Annotated in this window: 15 protein-coding genes; 7 read left to right on the top strand and 8 right to left on the bottom strand. The window is 54.8% G+C overall.

All coding sequences use genetic code 11. From position 1 onward, the window contains the following. Positions 1–39: 39 nt before the first annotated feature. Both cpxA and cpxR read right to left on the bottom strand, forming a co-directional pair. A complete protein-coding gene (gene cpxA, locus F3J30_RS21405) occupies positions 40–1,413 on the bottom strand; it encodes an envelope stress sensor histidine kinase CpxA (protein ID WP_014072363.1) in 1,374 nt (457 codons plus the stop codon). After that, on the bottom strand, positions 1,410–2,108 hold the full coding sequence (gene cpxR, locus F3J30_RS21400) for an envelope stress response regulator transcription factor CpxR (RefSeq protein ID WP_006179159.1): 699 nt from the start codon (positions 2,106–2,108) through the stop codon (positions 1,410–1,412). The genes cpxA and cpxR overlap by 4 nt, the downstream gene beginning before the upstream one ends. Positions 2,109–2,258: 150 nt before the next feature. On the opposite strand from cpxR, the gene cpxP reads away from it, so the two are divergent. The 6 genes from cpxP to F3J30_RS21370 all read left to right on the top strand — a co-directional run bounded on the left by cpxP (position 2,259) and on the right by F3J30_RS21370 (position 8,403). Then, positions 2,259–2,759: a cell-envelope stress modulator CpxP gene (gene cpxP, locus F3J30_RS21395; RefSeq protein ID WP_014072362.1), complete on the top strand. Its 501-nt coding sequence runs from the start codon at positions 2,259–2,261 to the stop codon at positions 2,757–2,759. Positions 2,760–2,912: 153 nt separating this feature from the next. Next, positions 2,913–3,806 (top strand): CDF family cation-efflux transporter FieF, encoded by an 894-nt coding sequence (gene fieF, locus F3J30_RS21390; RefSeq protein WP_166718508.1) that lies wholly within the window; start codon positions 2,913–2,915, stop codon positions 3,804–3,806. A gap of 174 nt (positions 3,807–3,980) precedes the next feature. After that, positions 3,981–4,943, top strand: a complete 963-nt coding sequence (pfkA, locus tag F3J30_RS21385; RefSeq protein ID WP_014072359.1) for a 6-phosphofructokinase — start codon at positions 3,981–3,983, stop codon at positions 4,941–4,943. A gap of 237 nt (positions 4,944–5,180) precedes the next feature. Continuing rightward, positions 5,181–6,170, top strand: a complete 990-nt coding sequence (locus F3J30_RS21380) for a sulfate ABC transporter substrate-binding protein (RefSeq protein WP_014072358.1) — start codon at positions 5,181–5,183, stop codon at positions 6,168–6,170. A 111-nt stretch (positions 6,171–6,281) separates the two neighbouring features. After that, positions 6,282–7,025 carry a CDP-diacylglycerol diphosphatase gene (locus F3J30_RS21375; protein WP_166718507.1) on the top strand — a complete coding sequence of 248 codons (744 nt, stop codon included), beginning with the start codon at positions 6,282–6,284 and terminating at the stop codon, positions 7,023–7,025. A 73-nt stretch (positions 7,026–7,098) separates the two neighbouring features. After that, on the top strand, positions 7,099–8,403 hold the full coding sequence (locus F3J30_RS21370) for an SLC13 family permease (RefSeq protein WP_166718506.1): 1,305 nt from the start codon (positions 7,099–7,101) through the stop codon (positions 8,401–8,403). Positions 8,404–8,512: 109 nt separating this feature from the next. On the opposite strand, the gene tpiA is transcribed toward F3J30_RS21370, so the two are convergent. Then, entirely contained in the window at positions 8,513–9,280 is a 768-nt protein-coding gene (gene tpiA, locus F3J30_RS21365; protein ID WP_010436926.1) for a triose-phosphate isomerase, read from the bottom strand. A gap of 111 nt (positions 9,281–9,391) precedes the next feature. Further along, complete coding sequence (locus tag F3J30_RS21360) at positions 9,392–9,949, bottom strand: DUF1454 family protein (RefSeq protein WP_245551579.1); 558 nt, start codon at positions 9,947–9,949, stop codon at positions 9,392–9,394. Between the two features lie 152 nt (positions 9,950–10,101). Between F3J30_RS21360 and F3J30_RS21355 the strand changes: the two genes are divergently transcribed. Beyond that, positions 10,102–10,521: a DUF805 domain-containing protein gene (locus F3J30_RS21355; protein ID WP_014072354.1), complete on the top strand. Its 420-nt coding sequence runs from the start codon at positions 10,102–10,104 to the stop codon at positions 10,519–10,521. Here the strand turns inward: F3J30_RS21355 and fpr are convergent, their stop codons facing one another. The 4 genes from fpr to F3J30_RS21335 form a co-directional block, all read right to left on the bottom strand. Then, the gene (gene fpr, locus F3J30_RS21350; RefSeq protein WP_014072353.1) at positions 10,522–11,268 is read right to left on the bottom strand and encodes a ferredoxin--NADP(+) reductase; all 747 of its coding nucleotides are present in this window, start codon (positions 11,266–11,268) and stop codon (positions 10,522–10,524) included. Between the two features lie 96 nt (positions 11,269–11,364). After that, the gene (glpX, locus tag F3J30_RS21345; protein ID WP_166718505.1) at positions 11,365–12,375 is read right to left on the bottom strand and encodes a class II fructose-bisphosphatase; all 1,011 of its coding nucleotides are present in this window, start codon (positions 12,373–12,375) and stop codon (positions 11,365–11,367) included. A 111-nt stretch (positions 12,376–12,486) separates the two neighbouring features. Then, complete coding sequence (gene glpK / locus F3J30_RS21340) at positions 12,487–13,995, bottom strand: glycerol kinase GlpK (RefSeq protein WP_014072351.1); 1,509 nt, start codon at positions 13,993–13,995, stop codon at positions 12,487–12,489. A gap of 21 nt (positions 13,996–14,016) precedes the next feature. Further along, positions 14,017–14,862 (bottom strand): MIP/aquaporin family protein, encoded by an 846-nt coding sequence (locus F3J30_RS21335; protein WP_014072350.1) that lies wholly within the window; start codon positions 14,860–14,862, stop codon positions 14,017–14,019. Positions 14,863–14,928: the final 66 nt, after the last annotated feature.

The following is a 14,928-nucleotide window of genomic DNA, read 5'->3' as shown; positions in this document are numbered from 1 at the left end:
TAGGCCGGGTAAGGCGAAGCCGCCACCCGGCACAAACTGCTACGAACGCTTATACAGCGGTAACCACAGCGTTAACCGCAACCCACCCAGCGGGCTGTCATCGGCTTTCACCCAACCGCGGTGCTGTTGCATGGCGGTTTCAACAATTGCCAGACCCAGCCCCGTACCGCCAGATTCACGGTCACGCGCTTCGTCGGTACGGTAGAACGGACGGAAAATCTGCTCGCGATCTTCCGGGCTTACGCCTGGACCGTCGTCGTCGACAATGACGGTGATCCCGTCTTTATCCACCGAGAACGCCACCTCAATCTTCGTATGCGAATAGCGCAGGGCGTTACGTACGATATTCTCCAGCGCGCTTTCCAGCGTGTTGGGGTTACCGTACAGCGGCCATGGCCCCGGCGGGAAGTTGACGGTAAAGGATTTGCCCATCTGCTCTGCTTCGAATGCGGCATTGTCTAACACCTCATGCCACAGGTGATTGGCTTTCACCGTTTCGCTGACCAGCGCATTTTTCTGCTGATTACGCGACATTACCAGCAGGTCGTTGATCATGCTGTCCAGACGATGCGCTTCCGTTTCGATTCGTTCCAGCTCTTTGCTTTCACCGCTGCGTCGACGCAGCAGCGCGGTGCCAAGCTGGAGTCGCGTGAGCGGTGTGCGCAGCTCGTGCGAGATATCCGAGAGCAGCCGTTGCTGCGCCGTCATCATGCGCTCCAGCGCGCTCACCATCTGGTTAAAACTGGCACCTGCGGCCAGGAACTCCTGCGGCCCGGATTCCAGCTCAGGGTGCTGCCTCAGGTTACCCTGAGCCACTTCGTCGGCGGCATTTTTCAGCTTACGCGCCGGTTTTGCCAGGCTCCACGCCAGCCAAAGCAACAGCGGTGAGCTTACCAGCATCGTGACAATCAGCAGCAGCAGCGGACGGTCAAACAGCAGGTTGATAAAGTCAGACTGGGAATTGCTCGCAGGACGAATCAGATAGAGCTGGTAGTTATCTTCCCCATCTCTCACGGAGAAGGGGCCAACCATTTCTACCCGACCATATTTTTTCTTCTGAGGGTGATCGGCGTTATCCGCCTGGCCAATGAAGTTGCGGATAATCTGCATTTCATTGCGATCGGCCCCAATGACGCGGCCTTCGCTGGTGACCAGCAACAGGCGTTGCCCCGGTGGCGCCCATTTGTCGATAGCGCGAAACAGCCTGCGCCACCACATTAAATCGTTCGGCGGATCGTTTGCCAGCTCGGCTTCTACATGCTGCTCGATCATCACGCCCTGACGTTGCTCACTGTCGAGAAGCTCCGTCATCTGGCGTGAGTCGAGTTTTGGCAACATCAAAACGAGCATTAAAACCAGTGCCAGCGTCAGCCAGAAGATGGCGAAGATGCGGGCGGTTAAGCTACCTATCATGAAGCGGAAACCATCAGATAACCACGACCACGCAGGGTTTTAAACCATGGGTGACCATCTTTGCGTTCCGGCAGTTTACGACGCAGGTTAGAGATATGCATATCGATAGCACGGTCAAACGGCGTCAGGCGCTTGCCCAGAACTTCCTGGCTCAAATGTTCACGCGATACCACCTGGCCCAGATGTTGCGCCAGCAGATACAGCAGGGTGAACTCAGTGCCGGTCAGTTCCAGCGTCTGACCGTCGAAGCTGGCTTCCTGGCGGCCTGGGTTCAGGCTGAGGGAATCCACTTCCAGCGTTGGCGAGCTGTTGTCAGTATTCTGCTGCTGTTCGCTCCAGTGGGAACGACGCAGGATAGCGCGAATACGGGCAACCAGTTCACGGTCGTTGAACGGTTTCGGTAAATAGTCATCCGCACCCAGCTCAAGGCCGAGTACACGGTCAAGTTCGCTGCCGCGTGCGGTCAGCATAATGACGGGGGTCTGGTGTGTCTGGCGAAGCTCTTTCAACGTATCAATGCCGTTTTTCTTCGGCATCATGACGTCGAGCAAAAGTAAATCGATGCTGTCGTCAAGGAGACTCAGCGCCTGCTCGCCATCATGGGCAACCAGAACGTTGAAACCTTCCATGTCGAGCAACTCCTTTAAAAGGGATGTGAGCTCTCGGTCATCATCAACTAACAGGATTTTATTCATTGTTTAAATACCTCCGAGGCAGAAATTACGACATCAAGGCTATCTAATCCATGACTTTACGTTGTTTTACACCCCCTGACGCATGTTTGCAGCCTGAATCGTAGACTGTCTCTCGTTGAATCGCGACACGAAAGATTTTGGGAGCAAGTGATGCGCAAAGTTACCGCTGCCGTCATGGCCTCAACGCTGGCGTTCAGTGCGTTTAGCCAGGCTGCCGTAGCTATTATCGGCGACAACGGGCTCTCTGGAGAGAGTGAAGCGCAGCACAGCGGCCAAAGCCATATGTTTGACGGCATAAGTTTAACCGAACATCAGCGTCAACAGATGCGAGATCTGATGCAGAGGGCAAGACAAGATCAGCCCCCTGTTAATGTTAGCGAAATGGAGACAATGCACCGCCTTGTCACCGCAGAAAATTTTGATGAAAGCGCTGTACGCGCTCAGGCAGAAAAAATGGCACAGATACAGGTTGCCCGCCAGGTCGAGATGGCCAGGGTTCGCAACCAAATGTTCCACCTGTTATCGCCTGAGCAGCAAGCGGTTTTGAACGAGAAACATCAGCAACGAATGGACCAGTTGCGTGAGGTTGCACGGATGCAACGAAGCTCAGAAATGACGCTTTTCAGTAGCAATACCCGTAGTAACCAGTAAACCCTGTTTTCCTTGCCATAGACACCATCCCTGTCTTCCCCCACATGATGTGGGGGTTTTTTTTGCCCTTCAATCACCGTTGTTAACCGTTTATTCATCCTTTGACTCCCTAAGCATCCGTTATACTAGCGGCATGGCATGACAGGAGTGTTTATGAATCAATCCTATGGACGGCTGGTTAGCCGGGCGGCGATTGCGGCGACGGTCATGGCGTCGTGTTTGCTGATAATTAAGATTTTCGCGTGGTGGTACACCGGGTCGGTCAGTATCCTGGCGGCGTTGGTGGACTCGCTGGTCGATATTGCCGCCTCGCTGACGAACCTGCTGGTGGTGCGCTATTCGCTGCAACCGGCAGATGAAGAACATACCTTTGGGCACGGTAAAGCGGAATCGCTGGCCGCGCTGGCGCAAAGCATGTTTATTTCAGGCTCTGCGCTGTTTCTGTTTTTAACCGGCATTCAGCATCTGGTTTCCCCCACGCAAATGAACGATCCGGGTGTGGGTGTGGCCGTCACGGTGATTGCGCTTATCAGTACGCTGGTTCTGGTCACATTCCAGCGCTGGGTGGTTCGCAAAACGCAAAGTCAGGCAGTACGGGCAGATATGCTTCATTATCAGTCTGATGTTATGATGAATGGCGCTATTCTTATTGCGCTCGGCCTTGCCTGGTATGGCTGGCATCGTGCCGATGCGTTATTCGCGTTAGGGATTGGGATCTATATTTTATATAGCGCCTTGCGGATGGGGTACGAAGCGGTGCAATCGCTGCTTGATCGCGCACTTCCCGATGCAGAACGTGATGAAATTTTTACTATCGTGACTTCCTGGCCTGGCGTCAGCGGTGCGCACGATCTTCGTACGCGGCAGTCAGGGCCGACCCGCTTTATTCAGATTCATTTGGAAATGGAAGACAACCTGCCGCTGGTTCAGGCTCACGTCATTGCTGAGCAAGTCGAGCAGGCAATTTTGCAGCGTTTTCCTGGTTCAGACGTCATCATTCACCAGGATCCCTGCTCGGTTGTACCCGGACATTTTGAGCTTTCGTAATTCGTTGTAAAAAAGTGAGCCAGACCGGCATTTTGTGTATAAATTACCGCCATTTGGTCTGACCTGAATCAATTCAGCTGGAAGTGATTGATATACTATTTGCAGTATTCGTTGGTCGAACAATTTCTTCCAGCAACAGATTTCAATTTTGCATTCCTAAGTTCAGAGGTAGTCATGATTAAGAAAATCGGTGTGTTGACAAGCGGCGGTGATGCGCCGGGCATGAACGCGGCAATTCGTGGTGTTGTCCGTGCAGCGCTGACGGAAGGTCTGGAAGTTTTTGGCGTCTATGACGGTTATCTGGGTCTGTATGAAGATCGCATGGTACAGCTCGACCGCTACAGCGTGTCAGACATGATTAACCGTGGCGGTACTTTCCTCGGTTCCGCACGCTTCCCGGAATTCCGCGACGAACACGTTCGTGAAGTGGCTATCGAGAACATGAAGAAACGCGGCCTGGACGCACTGGTTGTTATCGGTGGTGACGGCTCCTATATGGGTGCAAAACGTCTGACTGAGATGGGCTTCCCGTGCATCGGTCTGCCAGGCACTATCGACAACGACATCAAAGGCACTGACTACACCATCGGTTACTTCACCGCGCTGGGTACTGTTGTTGAAGCGATTGACCGTCTGCGTGACACCTCTTCTTCCCACCAGCGTATCTCCATCGTTGAAGTGATGGGCCGTTACTGTGGTGACCTGACTCTGGCTGCGGCTATCGCCGGTGGTTGTGAGTTCGTGGTGGTTCCTGAAGTGGAATTCAGCCGTGAAGACCTGGTTAACGAAATCAAAGCCGGTATCGCGAAAGGTAAGAAACACGCGATCGTCGCCATCACCGAGCACATCTGTGACGTTGACGAGCTGGCGAAATACATCGAAACCGAAACCAAACGTGAAACCCGTGCAACTGTACTGGGTCACATTCAGCGTGGTGGTTCCCCAGGCCCGTACGACCGTATCCTGGCATCCCGTATGGGTGCATATGCTATCGAGCTGCTGTTGCAGGGCTTTGGCGGCCGTTGCGTCGGTATTCAGAACGAAAAACTGGTTCACCATGACATCATCGACGCTATTGAGAACATGAAGCGTCCGTTCAAAGGTGACTGGCTGGACTGCGCCAAGAAACTGTACTGATCGGCGTGTGTATCGTGCCGGGTGGCGGCAAGGTAAATGCGAAACGGTAACCTTTGGGTTGCCGTTTTTTTTTTGTTTGCTCCCTCTCCCGTGGGAGAGGGTTGGGGTGAGGGCATCAGGCCGCTCATGCTTCTTTTTATTCCTCTACGTTATAGCCAATCTTTTTTTATTCTTTAATCATTGGTTATCTTTCTGGCACGCTGCATTCATCAAAACACTACACAAGAGAGCTGGGCGATGAATAAATGGGGCGTGGGTTTAACATTATTGCTGGCATCGACCAGCGTTCTGGCTAAGGACATCCAGTTACTGAACGTGTCATACGACCCGACGCGTGAACTATACGAGCAGTACAACAAGGCATTTGCGGCACACTGGAAACAGGAAACCGGCGACAACGTCGTAGTGCGCCAGTCTCACGGCGGATCCGGCAAACAGGCAACCTCGGTTATCAACGGTATTGAAGCCGATGTGGTCACCCTGGCGCTGGCCTATGATGTTGACGCGATTGCTGAACGTGGCCGTATTGATAAAAACTGGATCAAACGCCTGCCGGACAACTCCGCGCCATATACCTCGACCATCGTTTTCCTGGTACGTAAAGGCAACCCGAAACAAATTCATGACTGGAACGACCTGATTAAGCCTGGCGTTTCTGTCATCACCCCAAACCCGAAAAGCTCTGGCGGCGCACGCTGGAACTACCTGGCAGCCTGGGGCTACGCCCTGCACCACAACAACGGTGACCAGGCGAAAGCGCAGGAGTTTGTGAAAGCGCTGTTTAAAAACGTCGAAGTGCTGGACTCCGGCGCGCGTGGCGCAACCAACACCTTCGTTGAGCGCGGTATTGGTGATGTGCTGATTGCGTGGGAAAACGAAGCCCTGCTGGCCACCAACGAACTGGGTAAAGACAAATTCGAAATTGTGACCCCAAGCGAATCTATCCTCGCGGAGCCGACCGTTTCTGTGGTCGACAAAGTGGTTGAGAAGAAAGATACCAAAGCAGTGGCTGAAGCCTACCTGAAGTATCTCTACTCGCCAGAAGGCCAGGAAATTGCGGCGAAAAACTTCTATCGCCCACGTGACCCGGCTGTCGCGAAGAAATACGAAAACGAATTCCCGAAACTGAAGCTCTTCACCATTGATGACGAGTTCGGCGGCTGGACGAAAGCGCAGAAAGAGCACTTCTCTAACGGCGGTACCTTCGATCAGATCAGCAAGCGCTAAGCGTTTCGCAAAGAACGACACGGTGACCCGGTGTGAGAAATCCACCGGGTTTTTTATTTGGTCATCATTTTGCGTTACTCTCTCACTTCATATGGATACAGGGAACGCGTTGTGAAAAAAATCATTCTGTTGGTGCTGATTGTCCTCGCGCTTGCCGCGGGTGGCTGGTTCTGGATGAAGTCCGGTAACCCGGACGCCTTACGCCATATCGTTCTCGATCAGTGTGTGCCTAACCAGATACAACACCGAAACCCGGCGCCCTGTGCGCAGGTGAAGCCGGATGCGGGATACGTGGTGTTTAAAGATCGCAACGGACCGCTGCAATATCTGCTGATGCCAACGTACCGGATCAACGGCACGGAAAGCCCGCTGTTAACTGAGCCTCACACGCCGAATTTCTTCTGGCTGGCGTGGCAGTCGCGTAGCTTTATGACTCTCAGACGTGGTGCTGACGTGCCGGACAGCGCAATTTCGCTGACCATCAACTCCCCAACCGGGCGTACGCAGAACCATTTTCATATCCATATTTCCTGCCTGCGTGCAGACGTACGTGAAAAGCTCAATGCGAATCAGGGGCAGATTGGCACCCAATGGCTGCCGTTCCCCGGCGGACTGGAAGGGCATGAATATCTGGCCCGCAGAGTGACGGAGAACGAACTGGTACAGCGCAGCCCGTTTATGATGCTGGCGGAAGAGCTGCCAGAGGCGCGCGACCATATGGGGCGCTTTGCACTGGCGATGGCGCAACAGTCCGACGGATCTTTCATTCTGCTGGCGACCGAGCGCAATCTGCTCGCCCTTAATCGCGCATCGGCCGAAGAACTCCAGGATCATCAATGCGCTATCCTGAATTGACCCCACCATAAATAGCGTTTACTCGCCCTGCCTGTCGCCGTAGACTTGCTGAAAAAATCTACAGGAGACAGGTATGTCGCTCTGGTTAGCTCACCCTCTGCTTCTTCCCTCATTGATTGTTGGCGTCACCATCGTGCTGTGGGCGACGTCGCTGTTGCCTGAATTTATCACCGCGCTGCTGTTTTTCACGGCGGCGATGACCGCCAAAATTGCCCCGCCGGAGGTGATCTTCGGCGGTTTTGCCTCGTCGGCGTTCTGGCTGGTGTTCAGCGGTTTTGTGCTCGGCGTGGCGATCCGTAAAACCGGTCTGGCTGACAGGGCCGCACGAGCGCTTTCTGCAAAGCTGACCGATTCCTGGGTGCTGATGGTGGCAAGCGTGGTGTTGTTGAGTTATGCGCTGGCGTTTGTCATGCCATCCAATATGGGGCGTATCGCGCTGCTGATGCCCATCGTTGCCGCGATGGCAAAAAGGGCGAGTATCGCTGACGGTTCGCGGGCGTGGTTCGGCCTGGCGCTGGCCGTTGGGTTTGGTACCTTCCAGCTTTCTGCCACCATTTTGCCGGCTAACGTGCCGAACCTGGTGATGAGCGGTGCGGCCGAAGGCTCATACGGTATTCATCTAAACTATGTGCCGTATCTGCTGCTGCATACACCGGTGCTCGGTATTCTGAAAGGGCTAATTCTGATTGCCCTTATCTGTTGGTTATTCCCGGGGAGTCCAAAACACGCACGGGATATGGCGCCGTCTGAACCGATGGGGCGGGATGAAAAGCGTCTCGCCTGGCTGCTGGCGGTGGTGCTGGTCATGTGGGTTACCGAGAGCTGGCACGGTATTGGGCCTGCCTGGACGGGGCTGGCGGCATCGGTGATTGTGCTGCTGCCGCGCGTTGGCTTTATCACCGGGGAAGAGTTTTCGACAGGTGTGAATATGCGCACCTGTATTTATGTGGCGGGCATTCTTGGGCTGGCGATTGTCGTGACGCAGACCGGGATTGGCACCGCCGTTGGCGAAGCCTTGCTGCGGGTCATGCCGCTGGACGCCGATAAACCCTTCACCAGTTTCCTGGCACTGACGGGGATCACCACGGCGCTTAACTTCATCATGACCGCCAACGGCGTGCCGGCGTTGTATACCACGCTGGCGCAGAGTTTCTCGGACGCAACTGGCTTCCCGCTGCTGTCGGTAATTATGATTCAGGTACTGGGCTATTCCACGCCGTTGCTGCCGTATCAGGCATCGCCGATTGTGGTGGCTATGGGGTTAGGGAAGGTGCCTGCAAGGGCGGGGATGATGCTCTGTCTGGCGCTGGCAATTGCAACGTATCTGGTGTTGCTGCCGCTGGATTATCTGTGGTTTAGCTTGCTGGGGAAAGTGTAGTTCGGTGCGAGGTGTTTCCCCTCACCCCAACCCTCTCCCTAAGGGAGAGGGAGGAGAAGAGCGTAGGGCGGGTTAGCGAAGCGCCACCCGCCACAAAACATAAGGGCAATTACGCCTGTTTAGCCGCTTCTGCTGCTTTAACGATCACCGCGAAAGCGTCAGCTTTCAGGGATGCGCCGCCAACCAGCGCGCCATCGATGTCTGGCTGGGTGAACAGCTCAGCAGCGTTAGCCGCGTTTACGGAACCGCCGTACTGGATGATAACTTGTTCAGCCACTTTCGCGTCTGCTTTAGCGATGTGGTCACGAATGAATTTGTGAACAGCCTGAGCCTGTGCAGGGGTTGCTGATTTGCCGGTACCGATAGCCCAGACTGGCTCGTAAGCAATGACTGCGCCTTCGAACGCTGCTGCGCCCTGAGTTTTCAGCACGGCGTCGATCTGACGTGCGCACACTTCTTCAGTTTTGCCTGCTTCGTTTTCTGCTTCGGTTTCACCGATGCACAGAACCGGGATCAGACCCTGTTCTTTCAGCACAGCGAATTTCTTCGCGATGAACTCGTCGGATTCTTTGTGGTAGGTACGACGCTCTGAGTGACCGATGATGATGTATTTCGCGCCGATATCTTTCAGCATTTCAGCGGAAGTTTCACCGGTGAATGCGCCAGACAGGTTAACGTCAACGTTCTGTGCACCCAGAACGATGTGGCTGCCGTCAGCCGCGTGTTTAGCCAGATCCAGGTACATATCAGGCGGAGCGATAGCAACCGCGCAGCCAGTTACGCCAGCCAGCTCTTTACGCAGGTTAGCAACCAGTTCGTTTACCATGTGGCGGCTGCCGTTCAGTTTCCAGTTACCCATCACTAAAGGATGTCGCATTTCAATTCTCCACGCTAAATAAGCGAATTAAGGAATATGGCCACCCTCACGGGCAGCATGGTCTGTGAATCAGTATAGAGATTTTCCCTCGAAAGGCTTTGCTTTTTGTCATTAATTCGCCCCTCCGAGTGAGTCAGATAGTGTCAGCTTAATCGGTTCAACAGCGAAGGTCAGTCCCTTTTCGCCGTTATCTGCGACAACATAGCGAATGGCGCCTTCCGTATCGGCGTAATAGCGCTTGTTTTTACCGGCAGTCAGCAGTTTTTGCAGCTTTTGCTGGCTTTGCGCTTTTGTCAGTGCAGGGGTAAAGGCTTGCAGGATGGCGCTCATGTACTCCAGCGCTTTGGCCTTTGCCGCTTTTTGCTCTGGCCCCTGAATTGGCAGCCAGGTTATCTGCATACTTTTGATTTTCAACGTGCCACGCTCAAGCGCAGTAGAGGCATACAGATTTTCGTTAATTTTACTGGCAGCGCGTGTCAGCGTTGGCGTATCGCGAGCGCTATCAATCGCGCGGAATTCATCCAGTGGCAGCGTTGGGTTGTTATGGTTGAAGGTTTCGCGAAACTCGCTAATCGACTGGTCGAACGACGGTGCCCCCGCCAGAAGATACGGTGCGGTGGCAGGAGCAGTGGTTTCGGCGGCGTGCAGAGAGAGGCTGGCGCCTGGCATGGCTAAACACAATAAAAGGGAGTAAGCCGAAATTTTCATCAATATTGCCCCTGGCCGTAATTGCTCATGATTAAAACGATATCTGGTCGGCTTGTCAAAAGGTCACAACTCCAGGGTAAAATGCGCGCTATATAATAATGAAGGAACCTTACATGACCATACAGCAGTGGCTGTTTTCATTCAAAGGGCGTATTGGACGCCGTGATTTCTGGATCTGGATGGTGACGTGGGTCGTTGCCATGCTGCTTCTGTTTTTCGTTGCCTACAATGCATGGCTGAGCACCCAAACCGCGGCATTTGCCCTGGTCTGTCTGCTGTGGCCAACAGCGGCCGTGGTGGTAAAACGCCTGCACGATCGTGGCCGCTCCGGCGCATGGGCATTTCTGATTATTCTGGCGTGGATGCTGGTGGCCGGTAACTGGGCGATTCTGCCGTCTATCCTCCCCTGGGTTGTGGGGCGGCTGTTGCCATCCATTATCTTTGTCATGATGATTGTCGATCTGGGCGCGTTTATCGGCACCCAGAGCGAGAACAAGTACGGGAAAGACACCCTTGAGGTGAAGTACCGCTGATCACCAGTAGTGTTCGGCAGTCATATGGCCCGGTCGGCGGCGAAGGTGTTTCGTCATCTGCCGGGTATCCTTCAGAAGCTGTTGCGTATCCCGGACCATCTGCGGGTTACCACACAACATCACATGGCTGGTTTCGGTGTTCATCGGCAAACCAACCGCTTCTTCCAGTGCGCCACTTTCGATTAACGCCGGAACACGCCCGGTGAGCGATCCTGCTGCGGTTTCGCGACTGACCACGGTCTGAATTTTCAGCTTCCCGCCATACTGCTGTTCCAGCTCTTGCATCTGTGGCAGATAGCTTAAATCAGCGGCATAACGCGCGGCATGAACCAGCACGATATTTTTAAAGCGTTCCAGATCTTTGCCGTATTGCAGGATAGAAAGATAGGGGCCAATTGCCGTGCCGGTGGCCAGCATCCAAAGAGTGTCGCACTCCGGGATTTCGTCCAGCACGAAGAAGCCCGCCGCTTCGCTCACAATTTGTACATCATCGCCGGGTTTCAGCGCAGCAAGGCGTGGGCTGAGTTTGCCGTCCGGGACGGTGACAAGATAGAACTCAAGATCCGGGTTATCTGGCGCGTTGACGTAAGAGTAAGCGCGCTGCACGCGTTCGCCATCGACATCTAGCCCCAGCTTTGCAAACTGCCCGGCCGTAAACGGGTGGATAGGGGCATGGACGGTGAGACTAAATAGCGCATCGGTCCAGAATTGTATCTTTGTGACTTTACCTGTTACCCAGTCCGCCATGATCTTCTCCTGTGCTGTTTCTCTCTTCTATCTTCCGTACTTGTGGCGAAAATTTCCAGCCCGTTCGGGCCGGAAAGCTCTATCGATCAAACGGTTTTACAGAATGTGGGTCTGCACGTCCGGGTCTTTGCGATCGAGATAATGAATGGACTGAATACGGCGAATGGTGCGTGATTTGCCCCGGATCAGCAGCGTTTCGGTGGTGGCCATATTCCCCTTGCGGGTGATGCCGTCCAGCAGGTCGCCTTTGGTGATCCCGGTTGCGGAGAAGACCACGTTATCACTGCGGGCCATTTCATCCAGCGCCAGGATCTTATTGGCTTCAATACCCATGGCTTCACAGCGAGCCAGTTCTTCTTCGCCAATACGACGGTTTTCCGCATTATCGCCTTTAACGTCATGACGCGGCAGCAGTCGGGCCTGCATATCGCCATCCAGCGCACGGATCACCGCAGCAGACACTACGCCTTCAGGCGCGCCGCCGATGCCATAAAGCACATCCACTTCGCTGTCCGGCATACAGGTAAGAATGGAGGCGGCAACATCGCCGTCCGGAATGGCGAACACGCGCACGCCGAGCTTTTGCATCTGCGCAATGGTGGCGTCGTGGCGTGGTTTCGCCAGAATGGTGACGGTGAGCTCGCTGAGCGGTTTACCCAGAGCGGCAGCGATATTACGCAGGTTCTCGTCCAGCGGCAGGCTGAGGTCGATAGCGCCTTTCGCACCGGGGCCGACAATCAGCTTTTCCATATACATATCGGGCGCGTTAAGGAAGCAGCCTTTATCACCCACCGCCAGTACGGCCAGTGCGTTGGCCTGGCCCATGGCCGTCATGCGGGTGCCTTCAATAGGGTCGACCGCAATATCCACGGCATCGCCTTTGCCGGTCCCGACTTTTTCACCGATGTAGAGCATCGGCGCTTCGTCGATCTCGCCTTCGCCAATCACAATGGTGCCGTCGATATTGACCTGGTTAAGCACAATGCGCATGGCATGGACAGCCGCACCGTCTGCGGTATTTTTGTCGCCACGGCCCAGCCATTTATAGCCCGCCAGCGCGGCGGCTTCGGTTACGCGGGAAAACTCGATAGCAAGTTCACGTTTCATGAGGTACTCGTGCAATCAAAAGGAATTGCACGAAGTTTATCACAGAGTGGGGAGGGGTGAGGGAGGTGCTGTCTGAGCCCCTCTCCACAGGGGAGAGGGGATTAAGGACAATTACTCTTCGTGCTCTTCCCACGCCAGGGCGCGTTTCACCGCTTTCTTCCAGCCGCTGTAGCGGAAGTTACGCTCGGTGGTTTCGATGCCAGGACGGAATTCACGTTCGATTACCGCTTTTTCCTGAAGCTCGTCCAGGTTCTGCCAGAAGCCCACCGCCAGGCCCGCCAGGTATGCCGCACCCAGTGCAGTCACTTCACGGACTTCCGGGCGCTCTACACGGGTACCCAGAATGTCGGACTGGAACTGCATCAGGAAGTTGTTGGCAACCGCACCGCCGTCCACGCGCAGGGCGTGCAGACGAATACCGGAGTCAGCCTGCATTGCTTCCAGAACATCGCGTGTCTGGTAGGCGATGGATTCCAGCGTGGCGCGGATGATGTGGTTGGAGTTCACACCACGCGTCAGGCCGAAAATCGCGCCGCGAGCGTACGGGTCCCAGTATGGTGCACCGAGGCCGGTGAACGCAGGCACCACGTACACGCCGTTGGTGTCCTTCACTTTGGTGGCGAAGTATTCGGAGTCGAACGCATCGCTGATAAGCTTCATCTCGTCACGCAGCCACTGGATTGACGCACCCGCCATGAACACCGCACCTTCCAGCGCATAGTTCACTTCACCGCGTGGGCCGCAGGCGATGGTGGTCAGCAGACCGTTTTCTGATTTCACCGCTTTCTCGCCGGTGTTCATCAGCATGAAGCAGCCTGTTCCGTAGGTGTTCTTCGCCATCCCTTCCTTGACGCACAGCTGGCCGAACAGCGCCGCCTGCTGGTCACCGGCGATACCGGAGATAGGAATACGCGTGCCGCCTTTACCTCCGATGTTGGTCTGGCCGTACACTTCTGAAGACTTACGCACTTCTGGCAGCATGGCGCGGGGGATGTCCAGCGCGTCCAGCATCTTGTCATCCCACTCCAGGGTGTTGATGTTGAAGAGCATGGTACGCGAAGCGTTGGTGTAGTCGGTCACGTGGACACGTCCCTGGGTCATCTTCCAGATAAGCCAGGTATCAACGGTACCGAACAGCAGCTCGCCGCGTTTCGCACGTTCACGTGAGCCTTCCACGTGGTCGAGGATCCATTTCACTTTGGTGCCTGAGAAATACGGGTCAACCACCAGGCCGGTTGCGCTACGCACGTACTCTTCCATGCCGTCGCGCTTGAGCTGTTCGCAGATTTCTGCGGTACGGCGACACTGCCAGACGATCGCGTTGTAAATCGGCTTGCCGGTTTCGCGCTCCCACACCACGGTGGTTTCACGCTGGTTGGTGATACCGATAGCGGCAATTTCGTCGGAGCTGATATCGGCTTTCGCCAGCACTTCTACCAGCGTGGAGCTTTGTGTTGCCCAGATTTCCATTGGGTCGTGCTCTACCCAGCCTGGACGAGGATAGATTTGCTCGAATTCGCGCTGTGACACGCTGACGATATTCGCGTCATGATCCATTACGACAGCGCGGGAGCTGGTAGTGCCCTGGTCGAGCGCAACGATATATTTTTTTTCGGTCATGGTTTGAGTCCCGTAGTCAGATTACAGCGAAGCTTTTTGCTGAGTGGCGGAAGTGGTTTCTTTCTCTTCTTCCACACAGGTGTCGCACGGTAAGTGGCGACCAATTAATTTGCGGTAGCCGAATGCGCCCAGCGCCGCCCCTACGATTGGCCCGAACAGCGGCACCAGGAAGTAAGGAATATCTTTGCCACCGGTGAAGGCCACGTCGCCCCATCCTGCAAAGAAGGCGAAGGTTTTTGGCCCCAGGTCACGCGCCGGGTTCATCGCAAAACCGGTTAGCGGGCCCATAGAAGCACCGATGACGGCGATCAGCAGGCCAATCAGCAGCGGTGCCAGTGGGCCACGCGGAATGCCGTTGCCGTCATCGCCCAGCGCCATGATGACGCCCATCAGAATAGCGGTAATCACCATTTCAACTGCGAACGCCTGCACAAAATTGATATGCGGGTTCGGGTAGGTTGAGAAGATACCAGCCAGATCCAGACTTTCGACGCTGCCGCGCACCATATGATGCGTCTGTTCGAAGTCGATGAAAAGATTGTAATAAAGCCCGTAAACTAATGCTGCTGCGCAAAACGCGCCAGCAAATTGAGAAATGATGAAAGGGACAACTTTGCGTCCATCGAAGCACGCGAACAGCCACAACGCGATAGTCACCGCCGGGTTAAGATGTGCACCAGAAACGCCTGCGGTCAGGTAAATGGCCATCGCCACGCCCAGACCCCAGATGATACTGATTTCCCACTGACCAAAACTGGCACCCGCCACTTTCAGTGCAGCGACACAGCCCACTCCGAAGAATATCAACAACCCGGTACCAAGGAACTCGGCGATGCACTGGCCTTTTAAGGTTGATGTCTGACTCATAATCGGAATCCTGAAGAAAAATGAATGTTTATTGTTAGCATGGCCGCCCGTGACAGCCACGATGTC

The sequence above is a fragment of the Enterobacter sp. Tr-810 genome (genome assembly GCF_011752765.1).
GTDB classification, from domain to species: Bacteria; Pseudomonadota; Gammaproteobacteria; order Enterobacterales; family Enterobacteriaceae; genus Enterobacter; species Enterobacter soli.
Note: the sequence above shows the minus strand (reverse complement) of the source record. Positions and strands in the feature narration are given on the sequence as shown.